Source organism: Chryseobacterium sp. CBTAP 102 (genome assembly GCF_003201365.1).
Lineage (GTDB): Bacteria > Bacteroidota > Bacteroidia > Flavobacteriales > Weeksellaceae > Chryseobacterium > Chryseobacterium candidae.
Window position 1 is genome coordinate 85,178 of the sequence record NZ_QICX01000011.1, and the last position, 23,800, is coordinate 108,977.

The window sequence follows — 23,800 nt, forward strand, 5'->3', positions numbered from 1 at the left end:
TATAAAAAAACAGTTCAGAAATCCTGAACTGTTTTTTATGAAATTTTATTTTTGAAGCCTTAAGATTCAAAAAGAGTTTAAGAGCCTTAATATGAGCTTCGCTTTAAGCTTAAAAATCAGAATGATTCCTCTTAACTAAACTTTATTTCTTAAATCCTTCTTAATGTCTTTTCATTTATATAATTTGAATTTTATCTTTCTACCAATTCTTTCACTGGCTCACCATAATGGTCAATTTCTGTGGTATTGATCTGAAGAAGCTGATACCATTTCCTGAAAGCTCCCGCAAACACAATCAGCATAAGAACCATTGCGGTTACTGCTAAAGCAGCCAGCAAGTACTGTCCTTTAGGAATATAAATGTCCTTCACCTGGATATAACCTGCCCAGAAAGTAATTCCAGCCATAAAAACACCCGGAATAGCCGAGCATAAAGCATACTTTCCTCTGTTCATTCTTATCAGCATCGTTGTACACACAATAAGTCCGCAGGCTGCCAACAGCTGATTACTGATTCCGAATAACGGCCAGATACTGTTTACATTTCCGGTATACACCAGATATCCCCAGGCAAAAGTGAAAAGAAGACTGCTGATAATAATTCCGGGAATCCAGTTTTTATCATTAAATTTTGGAACAACAGACCCCAGCATTTCCTGTAAAAAGAAACGTCCCACTCTTGTTCCGGCATCAATGGCAGTAAGAATAAATACCGCTTCAAACATAATGGCGAAATTATACCAGTAAGCCGTCAGCTGATCCATATATGGGATTTTATTAAAGATATGAGCCATTCCCACCGCCAGAGATACTGCACCTCCGGTTCTGCCATAAAGATCGATACCTATTTTTTGTGAATAGTAATCAATATCTACTCCGTGCAAAGTAGGATGCGCTGCTAAAAATGAATCATAAGCCTCTTTGGGAGTATTGATCGCAAAATAATCACCGGGCATCAGCGTACATGCAGCAATAAGTGCCATTAATGCTACAAATCCTTCTACTAGCATGGCACCATATCCTACAAAAAGGATTTCTCTTTCTTTATTCAACATTTTAGGAGTCGTTCCGGTAGCAATCACTGCATGGAATCCGGAAATGGCTCCGCAGGCAATTACAATGAAGATAAAAGGAAGTACCGGACCGCCAATAATGGGACCACCACCATTAACAAAAGCTGTAATAGCAGGCATCTGTATCGTAGGATGAATAACAATGACTCCGATAGCCAGCATAATAATAGTTCCTATCTTTAAATAAGTAGAAAGATAATCTCTCGGAACCAAAAGAAGCCATACAGGCAATACAGAAGCAATAAAACCATAAAGAGGAATAGCAATGGAAATCGTTGTAATATCCCATGAAAATAAACCATTCATTGTAGGGTTCTGCATCAGCGTATGGCCTCCGATAATCCCTGCTATCAAAAGAATGCCGCCTAAGATACTTGCAAACAGAACGCTGTTCTTTTTATAGCGCATGATCAGCCCCATAATAACAGCAATGGGCATGGTAATGATTACTGTAAAAAGAGACCATGAAGCTTCATGCATTGCATTGATACAAGCTAAAGATAAACCTGCCAGTGTAAGAATCAAAATGAAAAGGATGGCAAACCCTGCAACTGTACCTGTTGCCTTCCCGATTTCTTTGGAAGCAATAGTAGCTAGGCTCTGTCCTTTATGTCTTACCGATGCAAAAAGTACGATCATATCGTGTACTCCGCCTCCCAGTACGCAACCTATCAATATCCATAATGCGCCGGGAAGATAACCGAATTGTGCTGCCAGAACAGGTCCTACTAAGGGTCCTGCGGCGGCAATAGCGGCAAAATGGTGTCCGAAAAGTACATTTTTATTGGTAGCTACATAATCTTTACCGTCTGCAAATTCTACAGCAGGTGTGGTATTTCCGTCATTGAGCCGGAGAACTTTATTCGCAATGAAGATACCATAAAAACGGTAAGCTATCGCAAAAAGAAGAACAGATACAAAGATGAGAGTAAGAGCGTTGATATTATTTAAAGATTCCATATCACTTATTTTTGTTGATGAAAAATTAAATTATTGGTGTTTTTGTTGTTAATAATTTAAACAATAGCCAAGGTAATTAATTCTTAATGAAAAATATCAATATGTATATCAATCTAGCAAATTTGTATTTGTTCTGTATATTATTAATTTGATTTACAGGTTTTTTAATTATATTATCGTCTGTAGATGTATATCTTATTTCTTTTGTGAAAGAACAAAATCAACCATCTGATCGGTAAGTTGATCCAGATAAGTTTTATCCGTAGTACCAAAGCCGTGTACTCCGCCATCAACGATGATCAGAGAGCTCTGTATTTTGGCTTTGTTTAATTTTCTGTGAAGTTTTCTAGACTGGCTTAAAGGAACTATTTTGTCATTATTTCCCTGAACAATTAAAGTAGGTACTCCCTCTGAAACAAAATAAACGGGAGATATTGTTTTAAGGTAATCAATAGCTCTGTCCTGGTCTTTTCTGATATCATATCCGGAAATTCCTTTCACCAGATTTTCCTGTAAACCGACAATTTTTTTGGACATTAAACCGATCAATCCCACCGGAATTGTTCCTAATCTTGTATGAAAAAGCTTGTTAAGATCTGCCGGCCCGTAATGATCTATCACATAATTTACTTTGGCAGAATAAGACGAAAGTTCCGGATTACCCAGATAAGTATTGTCTGGTGTGTAAGCTGCCATCATGGAAAGATGAGCTCCGGCTGAAGCCCCGAAAAGCCCGATATTATTGGGGTCGAAATGATATTTCTCTGCATTTTTTCTTACCCATCTTACAGCATCTTTGGTGTCTTCCAAAGGCAAAGGAAAATGAATGCTGTCACTTAAAAGCGTATAATTGATACTGATGACAGCATATTGTTTGTCTATCAGTTTTTTTACAGTCGTTTCAAGATAATTATCGGCATTAACCACTTTGTCACCTTCTACCCATCCGCCTCCGTGAACGTAGATCAATACCGGAAGCTTTTCAGCGCTGGTGTTCTTAGGAGTATAGAGATCAAGAGCCAGAGGTTGGCCTTTTCTGCTGGTTTTGTAAACAATATCTTCGGAAACTGTTGCAATTTCAGGGAGTAATGTACTTTTTACAGCAGAAGCTTTGGTTGGCCTTAGTGGTAAATCTTGTGAAAAAAATAAATTTGTAAAGCTTAAAAATAAAATAAAAAACAGGTTTGTGGAAAACCTGTATGTTGATATATTGTTGATTTGTGATTTCATAATAAATTTTTAAGGAATATTATTTTACTAACTCCTCAAAAAGCTTACCAAAAGTAGCATTAAGATCTTTTGATTTTCCCGGATGAGGTCTGGAGGTCTGCACCACAGAACTTCTTACTGCTGTCAGCCATCGGAAACGTTCCGGAATATCCATAAAGGCAATAGGACCGCCATCTTTCTCACCATTAGCAATTTTTTTAAAACTTTCCAGATTATGAATAATATCATCATAATCCAGTTTGCTGTGCATCAGCTTAAATTTATCCGGACACAAATAGAACTCCACTCTGATGAATTTCTCCTTCTTGGAAAACATCACCAGTCCGATATTGAAAAATTCTTCTCTTTCAACTTTAGGTACCAGGCGTATTACCGCATACTCATATATTTTATCCTCTTGCATTTTTCGCTTCGTTTACAAAGATTTGAGAATTTTCTAATCGGGTTTTCATAAACTGAAAATAGATCTCACGGATTTCTTCCGGTGTTTCATCCGCATCATTCCAGTGTAACCAGTCTTCAGGAATCATATTGACAATATCCCTGAAAAGCGTGTCATTCAAAACTTCATGGGCAAATTGATCAGCTTCATCAAGCATTTTTGCCTTAGGAAGAAGCACGTGGTCTTTCACATATTTGAAAGGTGTTTTGGCCGCTGTATCAAAATTCTGCCAGGAGTGGTGAAAATAGAACGAAGCACCATTATCAATGATCCAGAGTTCTTTATGCCACATCAGCATATTGGTGTTTTTAAAAGTACGGTCAATATTGGTAATGAATGCATCCAGCCATACAATTTTGGACGCCAGAAGCGGATCTACACCGACTCCCGGATCATACGTAATAGAGCCGGACAGATAATGCAGCCCAAGATTCAGACCTTCAGAAAACTTCAGAAGATCCTGTATTTCCTCATCAGCTTCCGTTCTTCCGAAATCAGCATCAAGATTAACGAAAACAAGTTCAGGAATTTTAAGTCCCAAAGCTTCGGTAATTTTACCGCCCAACAGTTCGGAAATCAGCATTTTTACCCCATGGCCTGCACCACGGAATTTTAATACATATTTGAAATCATCATCAGCTTCTGCCAGAGCCGGAAGAGATCCTCCTTCTCTTAGTGGCAGAATGTAACGCATCACGGTTACAGTTCTTAAATTCTGCATACAGCAAAAATAAGCTTATTTTTTAATAATTTTTTTAGTGAATTCCTTTTCGCCTGTTTTATATTGCAGGAAATAAATACCGCTGGCCAAATGCTGAAATGAAATACTGTAACCATTTTCTGTCTTATTCAAATGATAAGGCATGACTTTTCCTGAAGCTTCTGCAAGTGAAATTACTTCAAATTGTTTTTTAGAAACAATGTTAACAATGTTTTGAACAGGATTTGGATACATTTGAAGTCCGTTTTCTATAGTTATTTCCGCTGTATGTAATGTATTTACAACCACCAGTTTTGTTTTGGTAGTGGTTACTCCACAGGCATTGGTTGTCAGTTTAACATGATAACTTCCAACCGCATTATAGGTATGTGTTGGATTTTCCAGAGTAGAAGTGATACCGTCACCAAAATCCCACAAATAAGCAGCTGCATTCTGTGTGGTATTTGTAAACTGAACGGTTCCTGCTCCGGTAAGCTGATAAGTGAATCTGCTGTGAACATCATTGTTGGTTACATACCATTTATCAGGCTGGTTATACACTTCTGTTTTCACAATATCTTTGATCAGTTGAGCCTGTGCAGAAGTAAGATTTCCGTTAAAAGGAATCTGGGTAGGATCTTTTTTGAATATAATCGTATAGAATGTATAGGCTGCCGCCATAGAACCTATATAACTGGGATGAGATTCATCCTGATCATACAATTCAATGGCTGGATTTTGCTCTCTGATTGTTCTCCAGATTTTGCCTACCGGAGAGATAATACCTTCATTACTCAGTGCCATTTCCATATAGCGGTTATAAATTTGAGTATCCATTCCCTGATAGGTACAAACAGTAAGAAGCCCCGGACAATTGGCTGCATCACCGTTTTTACGGCCCCAGGTCATATAGAAAATAACATTTCCACAAGGATTGGCTGTTTTAATTAAATTGGAGAGCTGAAGGGCATAAGGATACACCTGACTTTGAACCTGTGAATCTGGAAACGAAGGAAGCTGGCTTTGTTCCTGCAATACCACATAATCCCAGTTTCCCTGATTGATGTCTGAAATGACATTCGGGTTATTAAAGTGATCCTGTAGCGTAGCACCTCCCGGAGTCTGGCTGTGATGCTCGAATACATCGCCATCAGATGCGGCAATGCTTTGAATAAGACCAGGTAAATTATTGACGTACGTATAACTGTTTCCAATAAAAAAGACCCTTTTAGTCGTCTGGCTCAGGATCAAAGAAAAAGTAATTAAAAATAAAGAAAGTAGAGTTTTTTTCATAAATTTCAGTTTGAATTAATTCCATAAATATAAATAATATTAAATAAAACCCCTTTATTTATGAATTTGATTAGTGAAAAGAATATATACTTAGAAAATAAAGAAACAAAAGGTTTTCTTGCAGATATTTTTTATCCGGATACTGAAAAAAAACTTCCCCTGGTTGTATTTGTTCACGGCTATAAAGGGTATAAAGACTGGGGCGCATGGAACCTGATGGCAGAAAAGTTTGCTGAAGCAGGTTTTTTCTTTGTCAAGTTTAATTTTTCACATAACGGAACAACTACAGAGGATCCGTTTAACTTTGGAGACCTTGAAGCTTTTGGAAATAATAATTATTCTAAAGAACTTTCTGACCTTGGCGTAGTGATTGATCACTTTAGCAAAGATTCTCATGTGGATGATGAAAAAATTATTTTGATCGGCCACAGCAGGGGAGGAGGAATTTCTATCATTAAAACATTCGAAGATGAAAGGATCAACGGATTGATTACGTTGGCCAGTGTGGATACATTAGATCGTTTTCCAAAAGAAGAAGCTTTTGAGAAATGGAAGAAAAACGGAGTCTATTATGCCCTGAATGGGCGTACCCAACAGGAAATGCCTCATTATTATCAGTTCTATGAGGACTATGAAAAAGATATTCACCGTTTTGATGTGGAGCGGGCTGCAGAAATGGCTAAAGCTCATATGCTGATTATTCATGGAACAGAAGATGAAGCGGTAGAAGTAAAACAGGCTGAGCATCTTCATATTCTCCACCCCAATTCTGAGCTGTTTCTGATTGAAAATGCCAACCATACCTTCGGCGCAAAAGAACCGTGGACAGAAAATGATCTACCTAAAGACCTGCATATTGTCACTGAAAAATGTATTGATTTTATAAAAGAAAAATTGAAATAAAACGCTTAAAACTGCGTTATTAGAATTAACCACCATACAGTATAATTATGAAAAAAATTATTGCAGGCGCATTTGCGCTTTCACTATGTGTTGTTTCATGTAAAAAAGAAACAAAAACAGAATCTTCTGTAAGCAGTGATACTTTGGCTACAGTAATGCCTGAGGATTCCGTAACAAACCCCAAAACAGATTCAACATCAATTGCAGCATCTTCTTCTGCTCCCGCTACGGAAAATATTATCACCAAAAATGTAGGCAAATATCCTCATGATATTAAATTCTTTGAAGATAAAAGTATTTCAGAAAGACTTAAAAAACTTATCGGTGCTCAGTATGACGAAATGGTAAAGAATTTCAATGTGGAAAGCCCTGTTTCTTCAGAGAACGGAATTTACAAGCTGGCAGGATGCAAACAGCATGACTGTCCCGGATATGCGACAAGCATTTTTTATGATTCCAAAAATGACAATTTTAACGTTTCCATAGATAAAAACGGTAAGGTAACAGATTTTGCTGAAAAAGGAAAAATTACTGTTTCAGAATCGCTTAAATCCAAATAATAAAAAAAGGAGTGAAACTTTCACTCCTTTTTTTATTGATTTTCAATAGATATCTTTAGTTCGTTTTAACAGCATTCTTTTTTACTGCCTTTAAAAGACTTCGAAAGTTTTTCATAGTCATCATTTCTGTTGTAGGAGTAAAAATGGTTGCTTTCTGATCTTTATCTACAGAAACTTCCGAATATGCTTTTAAAGAATATATCTTTTTCATGGTTGTAATATCATAAACATCCATCATTGCAAAAGTTTCATTTTTTTTGTATTCATACTGGGTTCCAATGGAATTGTCCAGACCGTTTCGTACTTTCATTGTGTAGATGTTTACCAGAAAATTAAAATCAGAATTGTTTTTCAATGCCTCAAGATCTTCATTTTCCGGTTCAAATGGAATATCATTTTGAATGAGGTTCCCCGCTTTTGCCATTTTTAAATCATATGCATTACCATTGCTTAAATTTTGAAATAGCTGAAGAGTTTCTTTACCCATCATTTCTCTGTGGTGCGAATCTCCCCCTGTTCTGATATCATTAATCAACCATTTTTTGTCTTTAGAAAACACTAATGCTTTACTGTAAATACCATAATCTTTCCTTACCGGATAATAGCATGACTGTAAAGCTATGAATAGAAAAAAGATAAAGAAAATATATTTTTTCATGAATGCAGCTCAATTATTTGATTAGTAATTTCCACGCTTCTTCAATTTTACTTTCCAGAAGTAACTTCTGGGCCTCAAGATGGATATTTTCATCGGCATGAAAGTCACCGGCAGGTAATACTTCGGTGTTGGCAAGCATTCCAAGGTCATTTCCTGTAAACACTTTGCTGTATTTGATAGAGTCTGGCAGCAGATCGAAACCGATTCCTTTTGTTACCAAGGGTTTTGGTACTTCAAAAAGACTGTTTTCGTTGCTTCTGGAATACCAGTTGCTTCCCAGACGGGCTACCATATCCAGTTTTTTCTGATCCAGATTTCCGTCTTCATTCAGATATTCTTCTCTGATGTGAATTTTCTGAACTTCACAGATGACAAGATTTCCTGCACCACCCTGATCACCCAATGATTTTACCTCTAAAACTTTGCATTCGAAGTTAATGGGGCATTCTTCAATCAGCTTAGGCTGAACAAGGTCTGCCTCTTTCATGGTAAGACCGGATTTGATAAATTCATTCACTCCGGTTTCGTATTCTGTAGATGCTAAAGAGATCTGCTGTACAATTGGAAAGTTCACTGTTCCAATTACCACTTCAGGTACTTCAAGAACATTTTCCAGCGTATGTTTGGTGGTATTGTCACGAACTCTTCTTGATGGTGAGAAGATCAGAATCGGAGGAACCGTACTGAACATATTAAAAAAACTGAACGGAGACAAGTTATTATTACCGTCTTTATCTACAGTAGATGCCAGTGCAATCGGTCGTGGTGAAACGGCTGTCTGCATAATGGTCTGTAATTGTACGGAGGTTATCTCGGAGGGGATTACTGTTTTCATGTTTTTCTTTTTAACACTTAATTCAACTTAAGTATTCAAATGATATTAAAAGATGCTTCGCTCCGCTCAGCATGACACTTCTAATACTAACTGTTTAGCAGTATATTTCTAGCGATGTCATCTACCAAACCTTATAGGTTTTCAAAACCTATAAGGTTTAATAGTAATATTGTGCAGAGTTAAAATTTAGATAAAAATTAAAGTGTTGGAATGATTTTACCGGAAACTTCCCCGAAACCTACTCTTATCCCATCTTTTTCAGCCCATGCCTTCATGGTAACCGTATCATTGTCTTCAATGAATTTTCTCTCTTCACCGTTGCTTAATGATAAAGGATTTTGTCCTCTCCATGTCAGCTCAAGCATAGAACCGAAAGATTTTGGATCACTTCCGGAAATGGTTCCGCTGGCATATAGGTCACCAACTTCCACATTACATCCGTTTACGGTGTGGTGTGCCAGCTGCTGGGCCATATTCCAGTACATATGTTTGTAGTTGCTTTCGCAGATCAGGTTTTGATCTCCGTTTTCAGGCTGGATATATACTTCAAGGTTGATATCGTAGTTTTTATCACCTTCAAATTTTAAATACTCTAAAACTTCAGGATCCTGAGTTGGAGAAGCGGTTCTGAATGGTTCTAAAGCTTCAATCGTAACTACCCATGGAGAAATAGAAGAACCGAAATTTTTGGCAAGGAATGGGCCTAGCGGAACATATTCCCATGCCTGGATATCTCTTGCAGACCAGTCATTGAAAACCACCATTCCGAAGATAGCATCTTCTGCATCTTTGGTAGAGATGCTTTCTCCCATCTCTGTATTTTTATTGATGATGAAAGCCATTTCCAGTTCAAAGTCCAGCTGTTTCGATGGTCCGAAAACCGGTTTGTCTGCGTCTGCGGGTTTCGTCTGACCTTTCGGACGGTTGATCTCCGTTCCGGAAACTACGATAGAGGATGCCCTTCCGTGGTAACCTACCGGTAAGTGTTTCCAGTTGGGCAATAAAGCATTGGCCGGATCACGAAACATTTTGCCTACGTTGGTAGCATGTTCGATGCTGCTGTAGAAATCGGTGTAATTCGGGATGTGAACAGGCATCATCATTTTTATCTTATCCAGATCATAGAAAGCTTCTTCAATCGTTTTCTGATCTTTTGATAAAATAGAACCTTCCTGTAATAAGGTTTGGATTCTGGTACGGACCGCGTTGGTAACCGGTTTACCCAGTTCAATAAATTCATTAATGGTATACGCTTCAAAAACATTGTCGTCTAATCCTTCAATATCTTCAAAATAACCAAGATCGTACAAGGTAGCAAGATCAATGACCTGATCTCCGATTCTTGTACAGCATCCGATATATTCTTTGTTAAAAACTGCGACTCCGAAAGGAATATTGTGTATAGAAAAATCCGAATTTGAGGAATAGTCTACAAATGATTTCATAAGTTTAGATTTTAGTTAGATTAAGTATCATCCGGAGAATTCCCCGGAACATTTATTTTGCCTTTTTTGAGTAAGATGCTTCATCGATCCACCTGTCTCTGGTATTGACATCGATAAGGTACAGAATATTGTCCTGTTGCGTCAGCAATAAAGTTTTCGTGACAGGTATTGGGATTTTTTTATTTTCAAGCATATCTGCTCTTAAAGAAATAATATTTTTTTTTCTGATGACATCACCGCTGAAAACGTTAGAACTGCTTTCTCCTGTTGCTTTATCATCGAAAACTTCTACATAAGTGGCATTATTCCCTTTGATAATAATAAAGTCCCGTTCCGTATGATCGGCTTCATCCTTGATGAAAACAAACTTTTTGTTATCAATATTTACATTTTCAAGATGCTGATTGATGCCTTTTCTTTGTTCAAGCCGGTTGAGGATTTCATTCAAAGTTCCATATTGAGCTTTAAGTCCCAAAGTTCCAAGGAGGAAAATCCCGATTAAAAGTTTTCTCATATACTGTGTTTTATAAAAAAGTTTTGCCAGAATACGGTATCCTGACAAAACTTATATTTTTAATGTGAAATTAAAGATTACCTCTTCTTTCCTGCTCTCTTTCTAATGCTTCGAACAATGCTTTGAAGTTTCCGGCACCAAAACTCTGTGCACCATGTCTTTCAATAATTTCGAAGAATAGAGTAGGACGGTCTTCTACAGGCTTGGTAAAGATCTGTAATAAATACCCTTCCTCATCATGATCAATAAGTATACCTAACTCCTGAAGTTTTTTAAGATCTTCATCAATATGACCTACTCTTTCAGGAACCATGTCGTAATATGCTTCCGGTGGAGCAGAAAGGAACTCTACACCACGCTTTTTCAGTTCAGTTACGGTGTGGATAATGTCTTTTGTAGCCACAGCGATGTGCTGTACACCTTCTCCTTCATAGAAATCAAGGTATTCTTCTACCTGAGATTTCTTTTTACCCTCTGCAGGTTCGTTGATCGGGAATTTTGCATATCCGTTTCCGTTTGACATTACTTTAGACATCAATGCAGAATATTCTGTATTGATCTGCTTATCGTCAAAAGAAAGGATATTTACAAATCCCATTACTTTTTCATACCATTCTACGGTAGGGATCATTCTGTTCCAGTCAACATTTCCTACACAGTGGTCTACGTATAATAAACCTGCTTCTTCAGGCTTGTAATCACTCTCCCAATTTTCATACCCAGGCATGAAAGCTCCGTTATAATTTTTTCTTTCAACAAACATATGAACGGTTTCTCCGTACGTGTAGATACCGGACATTCTTACCTCACCATGCTCATCAGTTAATGTAACAGGCTCTAAATAAGGTTTTCCTCCTCTTTTAGTTGTTTCTTCGAAAGCTGCATAAGCGTCATCTACCCAAAGTGCCAAAATTTTTACTCCGTCACCATGTTTTTTTACATGCTCGCTGATAGGAGAGTCAGATTTAAGTCCTGTTGTTAATACCAATCTTATTTTTCCTTGTTGAAGCACATAAGATGCACGGTCTCTTACTCCTGTTTCAGGACCCGCATAAGCTACAGACTGAAAACCGAAAGCGGTTTTGTAATAATGGGCAGCCTGTTTTGCATTTCCTACATAAAACTCAATATAATCTGTACCGTTAATCGGTAAGAAATTTTCTGCTTGAGCTATTTTCTCGGCAAATGTAAGTGTTGACATATTTTCTCTTTTACTTTTATTTTATTGGTATGCAAATTACAAAATTCTTAGATATGGCGAAAATATTCCTACGGATTCATTGAATATATTTAACATAACGTTAAAGAAGAGTTTACTTAAGTATATTTAAGTTTCTTAAGTTTAAAATCCTCTACCTACATTTGTTATACAAAAGACAAGTGAAAAAAAATATTTCGAAACATGAAAGCCGTAGAGAGTATCTACGGCTTTCTTATGTTAGATTGTTTCAATTCTTTATTCAACATTCCTGCATCGGGATTATAATTATCCCATATCTTCCAGATACCATTTACTTTTCGGATAAAATAGATCTGGGTACTCAGTTGATTCACGAAATGTTCTTCTCCGGTTTCTCCCACTTTAAACAGTAAATTCCAGAACTCCTGGGATTCCAGAATTTTTTTTTCAGGTTCATCAGTAACCACATGGATATCAAATACCTCATAGTTGGATCTGTTGTTCTTTGTTACCAGATGGAAATCCTTATCACAGAGTTCTTTACTGAATTGTGAGGCTCTTTCTAGAAAAGGAGAATCTTCAAATACCAGGTCTTTTAAAGGTTCTGTGTTGTGGGTCGGAAACCGCTTATAAAATTCAAAAGCGGCGGCACAGTAATCATAGACCATTTGTGTAAGATAGGATTGTTCATCGGCTTCCTCGTCATGCTCTTTTCTGTATCTTATCGTAAGAATATAATCATTAAGATCTTTATATCCCAAGAAGATGCAAATCTTATCCAATGTTTTTAAAAATCTGAGGTCATTATGGGTTTTATCCTGATAATCGTTTTCAAAAAACCGTTGAAGGGTAACATGGGAAATGGTATTTCCGATTTCAAATTTTTTTCCTCCTTTCAGTTCTTCAGCTTCGGAGAGTTCGTCTTTGATGATTTCGGAAAGAATAATATAATGGCTTCTCTTCCAGTCATTCACATTCCCTAAAACAGAATTCCTGACCTTGGAATGTTTCACAATTTCTTCTCGTATCGAATTATATATAGTTTTCAATTTCCTTGTTTTTGAATGAGTTTTATCAAATATACTGCCAAGATATTAATATTTTCGTACGATTTGATGGTATTAAATTCAAAATTTATTTTAGATTTTCAGATTCAAAACAAGTTTTTAAAACTTTATGGTTTGATTATCAGTGTTTAAATCTTTCAAAAACAGCTCTTTCCAGCATTTCTCTATCATCAGGATGCGCAATGCTGATTAGTTCCTGTGCTCTCTGGCGAAGGTTTTTCCCATAGAGATAAGCCGTTCCGTACTCAGTAACAACATAGTGAATATGACCTCTTGTAGTGACTACACCTGCGCCTTGTTTAAGGAAAGGAACAATTCTGGAAATTCCCTTTTTTGTTCTTGCGGTAATGGCTATGATAGGTTTTCCGTCATCACTTAAAGCAGCACCACGCATAAAGTCCATTTGTCCTCCAATTCCGCTGTACTGCAGAGTTCCGATAGAATCTGCACATACCTGTCCTGTAAGGTCTATTTCAATGGCAGAGTTGATGGCTACCATTTTTTTGTTTCTCATAATGTTGATGGGGAAATTAACTTCACTTACATCACGGAAAGCAAATACGGTATTATCATCCACATAATCATAGAGTTTTCGGGTTCCGAAACAGAAACTTGTAATGGTTTTGTTATCGTTGTAGCCTTTGTATTTATTGTTGATCACATCGTCCTGGATCAGGTCAATAACACCGTCACTCAGCATTTCTGTATGAATACCCAGATCTTTATGGTTGGTAAGGCATTTCAAAACTGCATCAGGAATAGTTCCTATACCCATCTGAAGGGTCGATCTGTCTTCAATAAGTTCAGCTACATTTTTTCCTACAAGCATTTCTTCAGGACCTACTTTGGAACTATAATCTATGGTTGGAAGTTCTTCTTCATGCCAAACCAGTTTATGAATTCTGCTGATGTGGATCATTCCATCTCCGTGGGTTCTCGGCATTCTCGGATTAACGATGGCAACAATGATTTTGGCTGTATCTACTGCGGCCCTTGCAATATCCACAGAAGTTCCCAAAGTACAGAAACCATGTTTATCTGGTGGAGAAACAGTGACAATTGCTACATCCAGAGGAAGGATATTCTTTCTGAATAAAATAGGAATCTCACTTAGGAAAACGGGAACAAAGTCTCCGCGGTCAGAATTCACAGCATCACGCACAGGAGTGGAAACAAATAAAGAATTGATGAAAAAGCTGTCTTTGTATTGTGGTTTTGCAATTTCCACATTTCCCTGCTGGGTAATAGAAACCATTTCCACATTTTGCAACCGGCCGGACTGTCTTGCCAGCTCATCAATCAGATAATTCGGGGTACACGCACTGCCGTGAAAAAAGACACGGTTTCCGCTTTTTACCGTATATATTGCTTCTTCTGCGCTGATGTAATTATTCATATATTGTCTTTTTAAAGGGTACTAAGAATATTTTTATAGCTCATAAAAATACCTCTCTTCTTCCAAAGATAATCTTTATAATTTTATATTCATATAAATTTTTTAAGGATATTGTAAAGACTTTTGTCATATGAATTAACCTGATGATCTAACAGGAAAAAGGACTGAATGCCATCGCATTCAGTCCTTTTTGTTTTATTTATTGTTTGATGTAAATCTTAATTAGCAGTTTCAACAGCTGTTTTCTGCTTCATGCTTCCGGTTTCTGCAAATCGTAAATGCCAGCTGAAAGCTTCCTGTAATAAATGAGGAGTATGACCTCCTTTTTCACAGGCTCTGTCGAAGTAAGATTGTAATTCTTCTTTATAATCCGGGTGAACACAATTGTCTATAATTTTCTGTGCTCTTTCTCTTGGTGCCAATCCTCTTAAATCTGCCAATCCGACATCTGTTACCAGAATATCTACATCATGTTCTGTATGGTCAGTATGAGAAACCATGGGAAGAACGTGGGAGATATTGTTGCCTTTTGAAGCTGCCTGAGTCACAAAAATACTTAAGTAAGCATTTCTTGCAAAGTCTCCGGAACCTCCGATTCCGTTCATGATTTTTGTTCCACCGATATGAGTAGAGTTTACGTTTCCATAGATATCAAATTCAATGGCTGTATTGATGGCTATCACACCCAATCTTCTGATCAGGCCCGGAGTATTGGAAATATTCTGAGGTCTTAAAACAAACTTGTCTTTATACTTTGAAAGATTCCCCAACACTCTTTCATAACATTCCTGGGAAACGGTAATGGAAGATGCAGATGCAAAGCTTAGCTTACCGGAATCTATCAGATCAAATGTACTGTCCTGCAGCACTTCTGAAAACATGGTGAGATCATAAAAATTACTGTCTTTGAATCCTGTCAGAACAGCATTGGCTACTTTACCGATCCCTGCCTGAAGCGGAAGTAACCGGTCTGTAAGGCGCCCCAGAAGAACTTCATTTTCAAAGAATGCAAGAAGGTGTTTGGCGATAGCTGTTGTTTTTTCGTCAGGCTCTGCAATATCAGCAGGGCTGTCTTTACGGTTGGTAAAAACAATGGCTTCAATTTTTTCAGGATCTACGGGAATGCTTTTTCTCCCGATTTTATTCCAGGGAGCAACAATTGGGATCACATTTCTGTAAGGATAATCTTCTGCCTGGTAAATATCATGAATACCGTAGACTTCTTCAGGAACTTCGGTATTGATTTCAATGATCACTTTTTTAGCCAATGCCGCAAAAGTTACGGAGTTTCCCACAGAAGTGGTAGGAACAATACTTCCGTCTCTTTCAATATAAGCAGCTTCGATAATGGCTACGTCAATGCTCTGAAGATTTTTAGTGTGAAGAAGCTCGGCACTTTCGCTTAAATGCTGGTCGATGAAGAGAATTTCACCATTGTTGATTTTATTTCTTAGAACAGGATCTACCTGGAAAGGCATTCTTTTTTTCAGGACGTTGGCTTCAGCCAGTTTTCCGTCGGTCCCATGGCCTAGTGAAGCTCCGGTCATTAAAGTGATTTTCAGGTCTTCAGTTTTTCCTCTTTCTGCCAGTGCCGGCAAAATGGCTTTGCTGTCACCTGCTTTTGTAAATCCGCTGGACCCGATGGTCATACCGTCTTTAATGATTTTTACAGAGTTTTCAGCTGTAGTAACTTTTTCGCGTAAGCTTTCTAATCTGATTCTTTCTAACATGTAATATTGATTTTGTTTTAAACCACCATTACTTAGGATGCGTCATGAAAAATAATGATGGTTAATATGGTAACCATACCTCACAAATTTACGAAAAAAGACGCTTTAAATAAAGGTTTTAAAGCGTCTTTTGTATGTATTCAGTAATACTTTTTGATAATTTTTACTGTTTTATTCTAACCATGAAGTTTTATATGAAGGATCTTCTACTTTTAAAGCTTCTTCAGTAATTTTTAAAGGACGGAATGGATCTACCATTACCGCATATTCTTCTGTGAATTTTTTTCCGATACTTCTTTCCATAGCGCCAGGATGAGGTCCGTGCACAATTCCTCCAGGGTGAAGGGTAAAGTCCATCAAATCAATGTGGTTACGGCTCATGAAATCACCTTCTGTGTAGAATAATACCTCATCAGAATCAATATTGGAGTGATTGTAAGGAGCAGGAATAGCCTGTGGATGGTAATCATACATTCTTGCACAGAATGAGCATACTACGAAATTGTGTCCCTCAAAATTCTGGTGAACCGGTGGCGGTTGGTGAATTCTTCCGGTAATCGGTTCGAAGTTTTTAATATTGAATTTATAAGGATAAAAATATCCGTCCCAGCCCACCACATCAAACGGATGCGTTGCGTAGATAAAGTCTGTAATCTGGTTTTCTTTTTTTACTTTAATCAGGAATTCTCCTTTTTCATCTACTGGTTCTTTGAAAGTAGGGGCAATCATATCTCTCTCACAGAATGGAGAATGTTCTAAAAGCTGTCCGAATTCGTTTCTGTATCTTTTCGGAGTATAAATAGGTGAGTGGCTTTCCAATATAAAAAAGACGGTATCATCAGACTTCAGTTCTACCTGATAGATGGTTCCTCTCGGAATAATAAGATAATCTCCGGTCACGAATTCCAGATCTCCTACAAATGTTTTTAAAATTCCTGTTCCGTTATGGATATACAAAAGTTCATCACATTCTGCATTTTTGTAGAAATAATCCATCGATTTTCTTGGCTTAGCCAATCCCATTTTCAGGTCGTTGTTCATCAGAAGAATTTTTCGGCTGTCCATAAAATCGTCTTCAGGAGTTACATTCATTCCTTTAAACATTCTTGGAGCAACATTTTTTTCCACAGCGATTTTGGGAGTGACATCTTTCGGCTCACCGATAGATTTGATCTGTGTAGGGCGGTGGATATGATATAACAGAGAAGAAATACCATGGAAGCCTTCTGTACCGAAAAGCTGTTCATAGTAAAATTGATCTTCAGGAGACTTAAAGATTGTATGTCTTTTTGGTGGGATATTTCCCGCTAGATGATATCTCATTTTACTTTCATATGTAGTTTCTCAAATTTAATCATTTTTCATGAATTCAATCCATCTATATTTTTAAATGAAGTTTTGTATTTGAAAAATAATTGTTAGATTTGCCTAACAATTTTAATTTCATGAAGCGAATATTATTTTCTGTGACTTTTTTATCAACCTACTGTTTTGCGCAGGAGACTGACAGTTTGAGTGTACAGCAGACTAAAAGTGTGGATTCTGCAAAAGTTATGAAGAGGGAATTTAAGACCAGTACCATCGAAGATGTGGTGGTTACCGGTACCATCAAACCGATGAGCAGATCGAAAAGTCCTGTGGCAGTTGAGATTTACAGTCAGAAGTTTTTCCAGAAAAACCCTACTCCCAGTATTTTTGAAGCCATCGCGATGGTGAATGGGGTAAAGCCTCAGCTGAACTGTTCTGTTTGTAATACGGGAGATATCCATATCAACGGACTGGAAGGGCCTTACACGATGATTTTGATTGACGGAATGCCGATTGTAAGCTCACTTTCCACTGTATATGGTTTGAGCGGAATCCCCAATAGCCTGGTGGATAGAATAGAGGTGGTAAAAGGTCCTGCATCTTCTATCTATGGTTCTGAAGCAATGGGAGGTGTGATTAATATTATTACCAAAAATGCATTAACCGCTCCTCAATTGAGTGTAGATATGATGACGGGTACGTGGAGTGAAAATAATCTGGATCTTTCCACTAAATTCAATGTTGGAAAAAAAGCGGCTTCATTATTAAGTTTGAATTATTTCAGTTTTCAGGAAAGAATAGATCAGAATAAAGATAATTTCACCGATGCTACTTTACAGAGCAGGATTTCGGTTTTCAACAAATGGAATTTTAAAAGAAAGGAAAACAGACAGGCAAGTTTTGCGATGAGGTATCTGTATGAAGACCGTTTTGGGGGAGAAATGCAATGGAATAAATCTTTCCGTGGAAGTGATGAAATATATGGAGAAAGTATTTATACCAACAGGGCAGAGGTTTTCGGTTTGTATGAATGGCCAATGAAAGAGCATATCGTAACCCAGTTTTCTTACAACTATCACGATCAGAATTCATTTTATGGATCAAACCCCTTCAATGCTACACAAAAAGTAGCTTTTGTACAGACGTATTGGGACAGAAGTTTCGGGAAACATGATATCACTGCAGGACTTACTTTCAAAAGAACTTTTTACGATGACAATACACCGGGAACTTTAGCAGCAGACGGTATCACCAATGCCCCGATGAAATCTCCTATCTGGGGAGCTTTTATCCAGGATCAGTGGGAAATCAACGATAAGAATACTTTGTTAATTGGCTACAGATACGATTACGATAAAGTACATCATTCTGTACATTCACCGAGGTTTGCGTGGAAATTCAATCCTAATCCTTATCATACCTTACGTTTCAACTTTGGAACAGGATTCAGAGTGGTTAATTTGTTTACGGAAGATCATGCTGCATTAACAGGTTCAAGGGAAGTTGTGATAAAATCAGATTTGAAACCGGAAAGATCTGTCAACGGAAACCTGAATTATATCTGGAAAATTCCTGTAGGTAACCGAATGGTGAATCTTGATGCATCTGCATTTTATACGTATTTCAGTAATAAAATTGTAGGGGATTTTGATTCCGATCCTGATAAAATTATTTATGATAATCTCCACGGATATGGAATTTCAAGAGGAGCTTCATTGAATGTGGATTTTAGTTTTCAGTTTCCTTTGAGTGTTAATCTGGGAGTAACATATCTTGATGTTTATCAGAAATTTGATAACGAAAATCAAAAAACACAGCAGCTGCATGCCCCAAAATGGAGCGGTACATATAACCTGACTTATAAATTTCCAGGTAATCTGACTATAGATTTTACAGGACAGTTCTACGGACCAATGCGACTTCCTGTTCTGGTAAATGACTATCGCCCTGAATATTCACCCTTTTATTCTCTGGCTAATATTCAGGTGTCCAAGAGTTTCAAATCTGGATTTGAAGTGTATTGCGGGATTAAAAACCTATTTAATTTCAGACCTAAAGATCCTTTGATGAGACCATTTGACCCCTTTGATAAGCATGTTGATGATCCTGTCAATAATCCTAATCATTATACTTTTGATACGGCATACGGCTATGCACCCATGCAGGGGATCAGAGGTTTCATGGGAGTAAAATATACTTTAAAATGAAAAAAATAGCTTTATTTTTAATGTTAGTGCCCTGTTTTTATCTGTCTCAGATGAAGACAGGCACTTTTTCTGATCTTGAGATTCAGCAGAAAGAAAATCCGAAGCCGGTTGTGATCCATCTGTATACAGATTGGTGTGCGGTCTGCAAGATTGAGTCCTATCGTTTGAGTAAAGATAAAGAGGTGGTAAGTATGATTAATGATCATTTTTATTTTGTCAATTTCGAGGCAGAAAAGACGAAGGAGAAAATTCATTTTCAGAATCAGGAGTTTGAATATCTGCAGAACGGAAATTCCGGAATTCATGAGTTGGCGCTGGCTTTGTCTAAGAATAAAAATCAGCCTGTTTATCCTTTATGGGTATTTCTGGATAAGCATCAGAATCTGGTGTATTATCAGGAAGGGCAGATGACACCTGAGAAAATGAAGCAGAAGCTGTTGGAAATTTCGGCTTTATAAATTGGGAGTTTTGCTGGAAAACGCGAAGATTTCTATGTTAATACGCAAGATGGATTTAAATTTTTTAATGACACAAATTCTTCTCCTTGTAAAAATGGATGTTTTCTATTGATGACACTATTATTCTGTGTACTAACTTCCATTTTCCATCTTCCAGCCTCAAATCTTCATTCCTACTGGAATACCATCGCTATTTTCTCTATTTTTGCTCAAAGTTAAAAAATCATGTCACAATATATCAGACTGGCTGCAGCAGAGGATTATCCAAGAATTATGGAAATATGGGAGTCAGCAGTAAAGGCAACACACGATTTCCTTGCTGAAGAAGATTTCAATTATTTTAGAGAAGTGATTCCAAGAGACTATCTTCCTCATCTGGAAGTGTATGTGATTACTGAAAACAGTGAATCGAAAGGTTTTGCATCAGTAGCGCAAGGCAATCTGGAAATGCTTTTTATTCATAATGACATGCGTGGAAAAGGTTATGGAAAAACGCTTTATCAGTTTATGAAAGAGAAAACCGGACTGACCAAAGTAGACGTGAACGAACAAAATCCACAGGCCATCGGGTTTTATGAAAAAATGGGTTTCAAAAAAATCGGAAGATCAGAGAAAGATGGTTCAGGAAAGGATTATCCACTTATTCACATGAGTCTGTAATGGAAGATTTTACTTTCATTCTATTTAATTCCGATCCGGAAATTCCTTATCATCTCTTGCTGCTGGCGGATGAAACCAAAGAGGCTATTGACCGGTATATTTTCAATTCTGACATCTATCTTTTGCATGACGGTATTGAGGACATTGCGGTGATGGCACTGTACAAGAACAATGATACAGAGCTTGAAATTAAAAATATCGCAGTCATTGAAAGCTATAGAAGCAAAGGGATCGGAAGCATCCTGATCAATAAGGCAAAAGAAATTGCGAAAGAAAATCACTATAAAAAACTGACTGTCGGAACATCGGATACCGGATTCCAACAGATCAGATTTTATGAGAAGAACGGATTCGTTCAACGTGGAATCCTGAAAGATTTTTTTATTGAAAATTATCCTGATCCAATCTATGAAAACGGTTTACAGATGCACGATATGATTATTTTAGAATTTTCTTTATTCTAAAACCTCCCAACGAACGGCTTTTCAATTGCATAAATAACGCCTTTTTGCCCACTAAAATCAAATTCTTTCTCAAAGGTCAACCCAAGTTTTTGTAATACTTTTATGGAAGCTTTATTTTCAGACATTGCCCTGCCGATAATCTTTTGAAGATTTAATTCGTCAAATCCATAATTAAGGCAGGCAGCAGCACTTTCTGTAGCGAATCCCATATTCCAGTACTTTTCAAAAAACCGGAATCCGATATCAGTTTCGTTCTTAGATATAGTATATTTTAAGCCACACCAACCAAGAAATTCATTGTCAGATTTACTTATAACAGCCCACCTGCCATAACCATTCTCTTTATAATCATTATAATTCCGAAGAAAACACAGTACTTCTTCTACATTTACAAATGCTGAATCTCCCGTATAATGTATTACTCTGGGATTGGCATTAAGTTCATAAAAATCAGCGGCATCATCAATCGTGAGTTCTCTTAATAAAAGTCTGTTGGTTTCTAATATTTTCTTTACCATAATTAAAGATTTAGCCTTTCCCCATCACCTTACGGAATAAGCCTTTAATATGTTCTATTTCCGTTTGGTAATTGGTTTTCTTACGGCATCCGAAATACAGGGTGTTTTCCAGCTTCTTTTTGCCTTCCCAGATCAGTTGGACTTCACCGCTTTCGATATCTTTCCTGCAAAGAAAATCAGGAACAACGGCTAATCCTGTTCCCCCTTTCAGACAACGGATGATTGAGTTCATGTTGGGAACAATATAATTAGGACGGAAATTAGGCTTATGACCAAAATTCAATACCCAGAACTGGAAAAGATGTTCCATATCTCCGGTAGTTCCATACCATTTTTCGTTTTTCAGCCATTCTTCAATCTGCTCAGCGTCTTTTATTTTTAAAACTTTACTGAAAGCCGCTTTATCCACTTCTTTTCCCCCTACCAGAATGATCTGCTCTGAAGAGAATGCTTCATGTTCAATATTGGGCGAAGACCCTTTTTTCGGTGTAATGATAAGATCCAGAATTCCTTTATCCAGCTGATCCAGCATTTCAGGATATTCTCCAAAACTGATAATGAGATTAAAAGGCAGGGAAGAAACGTATTGCTCCAAAGTAGTCTGAAAAGTTTCAAAACACATCCCCACACTGATGGTTGGAGTGTGCTTCTCTGTAGATTTCTGGAAATTCTTCTCTACATCCTCCAGTTTGTTAATAGGCTCTGCAACAGCATTAAACAAAACTTTTCCGCGCTCTGTAGGAATCATTTTTCTGCCGGTTCTGTCGAAAAGTTTATAACCTACATAAGCTTCCAGTGAGCTTAAATGCAGGCTTACTCCCGGTTGTGAGATGAATAAAGCATCCGCAGCACCTGTCAATGTCCCGGTTTTATAGATCGCTTTAAAAGTACGATACCATTCCAAATTAACCATAACTTTATTATTAATATTATAATACGAAATTACAAAATAATTATAATTTTAATATATTTTTATTCTTCAAAAATAATGCATAATAATCCGGAATACTGCTTTCCTTTATCTGGCGGGCTGTTTCATCAACTGAATAAGGCAGCTGTACAATTTCCGGGGTTATTTTTTCTTCATCCAACGTCAGTATTAGATAGGAAGCCTGTCTGTTTTCTTCTTTAGAGCGTACTACAGAGCCACAATTAACAGCCCAGGTATTATTTTCAAACAGTTTTTAATTTAAAAATCTATAATTTAAATAATACCTTACTATAATTTATATTATTTTTATTATGCCGATATCCATTATAACTTTGCAGAGTAAAATTTAAACAATCATAAAAAAATGAAAAAAGTACTAATCATCAACGGAGGACAGAATTTCGGACATTCCGGAGGAAAATATAATCAGACTATTACAGACAATACATTAGCCGTTCTTAAAGAATTTGATAACGTAGAAGTAAAGATAACCAATGTAAGCGAAAACTACGACAAAAATGAAGAAGTGGAAAAATTTGTATGGGCAGATTACATTATTTACCACACTCCTATCTGGTGGTTTCAGCTTCCTAACGGATTGAAAAAATATATTGACGAAGTTTTCACAGCAGGCCATGCAAAAGGAATTTATATGAGCGACGGAAGAAATGCTGAGAATCCTGAAATCAACTACGGGACTGGAGGAATGCTTGGCGGAAGAAAATATATGCTGACTACAAGCTGGAACGCTCCTGCAACAGCCTTTACTCTTCCCGGAGAATTTTTCAATGAAAAAAGTGTGGACGAAGGCCCGTTATTTGGTTTTCACAGAATGAATGCCTTTGTATCATTAGAAAAAATGGAAAGCTTTCACTTTCATGATGTAGAGAAAAATGCTAATATAGAGCGTGATATGAAATTATACAGAGACCATGTAAGAAATGTATTTGAAAAAGAATTAAAAACCGAGTTAGTATCATGAAAATTCACCTTACCGCAATAGTTAAATCCAAAGAAGAGCATCAGGCTGAAGTATTGGAAGTTCTTCAGAATATGGTAAAAGAGACAAGAAAAGAAGAAGCATGTGAACTTTACAGCCTGCATCAGGGAATTGAAGACAAAAACCAGTTTGTTTTCTACGAAATCTGGAAAAGCGAAGAAGGATTGGTTCAGCATAATCAGCAGCACTATATCCGGGCTTTCGGGGCTTTGGTGGATGAAAAGCTTCAGGAAAAACCACAGATTTATATCACCAATCTTATTTAATA

General features: G+C 37.1%; 24 protein-coding genes. 8 read left to right on the plus strand and 16 right to left on the minus strand.

The window, feature by feature from the left end; genetic code table 11:
* Positions 1-191: 191 nt before the first annotated feature.
* The 5 genes from C8D70_RS15275 to C8D70_RS21275 all read right to left on the minus strand — a co-directional run bounded on the left by C8D70_RS15275 (position 192) and on the right by C8D70_RS21275 (position 5,698).
* Positions 192-2,033, minus strand: coding sequence for a carbon starvation protein A (locus tag C8D70_RS15275; RefSeq protein WP_181416139.1), 1,842 nt, complete (start codon positions 2,031-2,033; stop codon positions 192-194).
* A gap of 195 nt (positions 2,034-2,228) precedes the next feature.
* Positions 2,229-3,263, minus strand: a complete 1,035-nt coding sequence (locus C8D70_RS15280) for an alpha/beta hydrolase (protein ID WP_110367849.1) — start codon at positions 3,261-3,263, stop codon at positions 2,229-2,231.
* A 19-nt stretch (positions 3,264-3,282) separates the two neighbouring features.
* Positions 3,283-3,666 (minus strand): DUF3037 domain-containing protein, encoded by a 384-nt coding sequence (locus tag C8D70_RS15285; protein ID WP_076596222.1) that lies wholly within the window; start codon positions 3,664-3,666, stop codon positions 3,283-3,285.
* Entirely contained in the window at positions 3,653-4,426 is a 774-nt protein-coding gene (locus C8D70_RS15290) for a HipA family kinase (RefSeq protein ID WP_110367850.1), read from the minus strand. The genes C8D70_RS15285 and C8D70_RS15290 overlap by 14 nt, the downstream gene beginning before the upstream one ends.
* Positions 4,427-4,441: 15 nt before the next feature.
* Complete coding sequence (locus tag C8D70_RS21275; RefSeq protein WP_110367851.1) at positions 4,442-5,698, minus strand: T9SS type A sorting domain-containing protein; 1,257 nt, start codon at positions 5,696-5,698, stop codon at positions 4,442-4,444.
* Between the two features lie 60 nt (positions 5,699-5,758).
* Between C8D70_RS21275 and C8D70_RS15300 the strand changes: the two genes are divergently transcribed.
* Together C8D70_RS15300 and C8D70_RS15305 are read left to right on the plus strand one after the other, a co-directional pair.
* Positions 5,759-6,601: an alpha/beta hydrolase family protein gene (locus C8D70_RS15300; protein ID WP_110367852.1), complete on the plus strand. Its 843-nt coding sequence runs from the start codon at positions 5,759-5,761 to the stop codon at positions 6,599-6,601.
* 47 nt (positions 6,602-6,648) lie between these two features.
* A complete protein-coding gene (locus C8D70_RS15305; RefSeq protein ID WP_110367853.1) occupies positions 6,649-7,161 on the plus strand; it encodes a hypothetical protein in 513 nt (170 codons plus the stop codon).
* A 55-nt stretch (positions 7,162-7,216) separates the two neighbouring features.
* Here C8D70_RS15305 and C8D70_RS15310 read toward each other — a convergent pair whose 3' ends face one another.
* The 9 genes from C8D70_RS15310 to C8D70_RS15350 all read right to left on the minus strand — a co-directional run bounded on the left by C8D70_RS15310 (position 7,217) and on the right by C8D70_RS15350 (position 17,309).
* Complete coding sequence (locus C8D70_RS15310) at positions 7,217-7,819, minus strand: hypothetical protein (protein WP_110367854.1); 603 nt, start codon at positions 7,817-7,819, stop codon at positions 7,217-7,219.
* 13 nt (positions 7,820-7,832) lie between these two features.
* Positions 7,833-8,654 carry a flavin reductase family protein gene (locus C8D70_RS15315; protein ID WP_110367855.1) on the minus strand — a complete coding sequence of 274 codons (822 nt, stop codon included), beginning with the start codon at positions 8,652-8,654 and terminating at the stop codon, positions 7,833-7,835.
* A 197-nt stretch (positions 8,655-8,851) separates the two neighbouring features.
* Positions 8,852-10,099, minus strand: a complete 1,248-nt coding sequence (gene fahA / locus C8D70_RS15320; RefSeq protein WP_076596229.1) for a fumarylacetoacetase — start codon at positions 10,097-10,099, stop codon at positions 8,852-8,854.
* Positions 10,100-10,151: 52 nt separating this feature from the next.
* Positions 10,152-10,613, minus strand: a complete 462-nt coding sequence (locus C8D70_RS15325) for a hypothetical protein (protein ID WP_076596284.1) — start codon at positions 10,611-10,613, stop codon at positions 10,152-10,154.
* Positions 10,614-10,683: 70 nt separating this feature from the next.
* Positions 10,684-11,814, minus strand: a complete 1,131-nt coding sequence (gene hppD / locus C8D70_RS15330; RefSeq protein ID WP_110367856.1) for a 4-hydroxyphenylpyruvate dioxygenase — start codon at positions 11,812-11,814, stop codon at positions 10,684-10,686.
* Positions 11,815-12,035: 221 nt separating this feature from the next.
* Entirely contained in the window at positions 12,036-12,842 is an 807-nt protein-coding gene (locus C8D70_RS15335; protein WP_110367857.1) for a hypothetical protein, read from the minus strand.
* Between the two features lie 139 nt (positions 12,843-12,981).
* Positions 12,982-14,256: an acetyl-CoA hydrolase/transferase family protein gene (locus C8D70_RS15340; RefSeq protein ID WP_110367858.1), complete on the minus strand. Its 1,275-nt coding sequence runs from the start codon at positions 14,254-14,256 to the stop codon at positions 12,982-12,984.
* Positions 14,257-14,474: 218 nt separating this feature from the next.
* Positions 14,475-15,986: a succinate CoA transferase gene (locus C8D70_RS15345; protein WP_110367859.1), complete on the minus strand. Its 1,512-nt coding sequence runs from the start codon at positions 15,984-15,986 to the stop codon at positions 14,475-14,477.
* A 171-nt stretch (positions 15,987-16,157) separates the two neighbouring features.
* Complete coding sequence (locus tag C8D70_RS15350; protein ID WP_110367860.1) at positions 16,158-17,309, minus strand: homogentisate 1,2-dioxygenase; 1,152 nt, start codon at positions 17,307-17,309, stop codon at positions 16,158-16,160.
* A gap of 122 nt (positions 17,310-17,431) precedes the next feature.
* Here C8D70_RS15350 and C8D70_RS15355 point away from each other — a divergent pair, with 122 nt between their 5' ends.
* The 4 genes from C8D70_RS15355 (at position 17,432) to C8D70_RS15370 (ending at position 21,083) form a co-directional block, all read left to right on the plus strand.
* A complete protein-coding gene (locus C8D70_RS15355; protein ID WP_181416140.1) occupies positions 17,432-19,501 on the plus strand; it encodes a TonB-dependent receptor plug domain-containing protein in 2,070 nt (689 codons plus the stop codon).
* On the plus strand, positions 19,498-19,959 hold the full coding sequence (locus C8D70_RS15360; RefSeq protein WP_076596236.1) for a thioredoxin family protein: 462 nt from the start codon (positions 19,498-19,500) through the stop codon (positions 19,957-19,959). The genes C8D70_RS15355 and C8D70_RS15360 overlap by 4 nt, the downstream gene beginning before the upstream one ends.
* Before the next feature lie 225 nt (positions 19,960-20,184).
* On the plus strand, positions 20,185-20,619 hold the full coding sequence (locus tag C8D70_RS15365; protein WP_110367861.1) for a GNAT family N-acetyltransferase: 435 nt from the start codon (positions 20,185-20,187) through the stop codon (positions 20,617-20,619).
* Entirely contained in the window at positions 20,619-21,083 is a 465-nt protein-coding gene (locus C8D70_RS15370) for a GNAT family N-acetyltransferase (protein WP_110367862.1), read from the plus strand. Before C8D70_RS15365 ends, C8D70_RS15370 begins: the two co-directional genes overlap by 1 nt.
* Here the strand turns inward: C8D70_RS15370 and C8D70_RS15375 are convergent.
* Positions 21,080-21,601, minus strand: a complete 522-nt coding sequence (locus C8D70_RS15375; RefSeq protein WP_110367863.1) for a GNAT family N-acetyltransferase — start codon at positions 21,599-21,601, stop codon at positions 21,080-21,082. The genes C8D70_RS15370 and C8D70_RS15375 overlap by 4 nt on opposite strands.
* A 10-nt stretch (positions 21,602-21,611) precedes the next feature.
* On the minus strand, positions 21,612-22,514 hold the full coding sequence (locus C8D70_RS15380; protein WP_076596240.1) for a LysR family transcriptional regulator: 903 nt from the start codon (positions 22,512-22,514) through the stop codon (positions 21,612-21,614).
* A gap of 382 nt (positions 22,515-22,896) precedes the next feature.
* Here C8D70_RS15380 and C8D70_RS15385 point away from each other — a divergent pair, with 382 nt between their 5' ends.
* Together C8D70_RS15385 and C8D70_RS15390 are read left to right on the plus strand one after the other, a co-directional pair.
* Complete coding sequence (locus C8D70_RS15385; RefSeq protein WP_076596241.1) at positions 22,897-23,514, plus strand: NAD(P)H-dependent oxidoreductase; 618 nt, start codon at positions 22,897-22,899, stop codon at positions 23,512-23,514.
* A complete protein-coding gene (locus tag C8D70_RS15390; protein WP_110367864.1) occupies positions 23,511-23,798 on the plus strand; it encodes a putative quinol monooxygenase in 288 nt (95 codons plus the stop codon). The genes C8D70_RS15385 and C8D70_RS15390 overlap by 4 nt, the downstream gene beginning before the upstream one ends.
* Positions 23,799-23,800: the final 2 nt, after the last annotated feature.

Coding starts and splice junctions, on each gene's coding strand:
- C8D70_RS15275 (WP_181416139.1), bottom strand. CDS start 2,033: ATGGAATCTTTAAATAATATCAACGCTCTTACTCTCATCTTTGTATCT.
- C8D70_RS15280 (WP_110367849.1), bottom strand. CDS start 3,263: ATGAAATCACAAATCAACAATATATCAACATACAGGTTTTCCACAAAC.
- C8D70_RS15285 (WP_076596222.1), bottom strand. CDS start 3,666: ATGCAAGAGGATAAAATATATGAGTATGCGGTAATACGCCTGGTACCT.
- C8D70_RS15290 (WP_110367850.1), bottom strand. CDS start 4,426: ATGCAGAATTTAAGAACTGTAACCGTGATGCGTTACATTCTGCCACTA.
- C8D70_RS21275 (WP_110367851.1), bottom strand. CDS start 5,698: ATGAAAAAAACTCTACTTTCTTTATTTTTAATTACTTTTTCTTTGATC.
- C8D70_RS15300 (WP_110367852.1), top strand. CDS start 5,759: ATGAATTTGATTAGTGAAAAGAATATATACTTAGAAAATAAAGAAACA.
- C8D70_RS15305 (WP_110367853.1), top strand. CDS start 6,649: ATGAAAAAAATTATTGCAGGCGCATTTGCGCTTTCACTATGTGTTGTT.
- C8D70_RS15310 (WP_110367854.1), bottom strand. CDS start 7,819: ATGAAAAAATATATTTTCTTTATCTTTTTTCTATTCATAGCTTTACAG.
- C8D70_RS15315 (WP_110367855.1), bottom strand. CDS start 8,654: ATGAAAACAGTAATCCCCTCCGAGATAACCTCCGTACAATTACAGACC.
- fahA (WP_076596229.1), bottom strand. CDS start 10,099: ATGAAATCATTTGTAGACTATTCCTCAAATTCGGATTTTTCTATACAC.
- C8D70_RS15325 (WP_076596284.1), bottom strand. CDS start 10,613: ATGAGAAAACTTTTAATCGGGATTTTCCTCCTTGGAACTTTGGGACTT.
- hppD (WP_110367856.1), bottom strand. CDS start 11,814: ATGTCAACACTTACATTTGCCGAGAAAATAGCTCAAGCAGAAAATTTC.
- C8D70_RS15340 (WP_110367858.1), bottom strand. CDS start 14,256: ATGAATAATTACATCAGCGCAGAAGAAGCAATATATACGGTAAAAAGC.
- C8D70_RS15345 (WP_110367859.1), bottom strand. CDS start 15,986: ATGTTAGAAAGAATCAGATTAGAAAGCTTACGCGAAAAAGTTACTACA.
- C8D70_RS15350 (WP_110367860.1), bottom strand. CDS start 17,309: ATGAGATATCATCTAGCGGGAAATATCCCACCAAAAAGACATACAATC.
- C8D70_RS15355 (WP_181416140.1), top strand. CDS start 17,432: ATGAAGCGAATATTATTTTCTGTGACTTTTTTATCAACCTACTGTTTT.
- C8D70_RS15360 (WP_076596236.1), top strand. CDS start 19,498: ATGAAAAAAATAGCTTTATTTTTAATGTTAGTGCCCTGTTTTTATCTG.
- C8D70_RS15365 (WP_110367861.1), top strand. CDS start 20,185: ATGTCACAATATATCAGACTGGCTGCAGCAGAGGATTATCCAAGAATT.
- C8D70_RS15370 (WP_110367862.1), top strand. CDS start 20,619: ATGGAAGATTTTACTTTCATTCTATTTAATTCCGATCCGGAAATTCCT.
- C8D70_RS15375 (WP_110367863.1), bottom strand. CDS start 21,601: ATGGTAAAGAAAATATTAGAAACCAACAGACTTTTATTAAGAGAACTC.
- C8D70_RS15380 (WP_076596240.1), bottom strand. CDS start 22,514: ATGGTTAATTTGGAATGGTATCGTACTTTTAAAGCGATCTATAAAACC.
- C8D70_RS15385 (WP_076596241.1), top strand. CDS start 22,897: ATGAAAAAAGTACTAATCATCAACGGAGGACAGAATTTCGGACATTCC.
- C8D70_RS15390 (WP_110367864.1), top strand. CDS start 23,511: ATGAAAATTCACCTTACCGCAATAGTTAAATCCAAAGAAGAGCATCAG.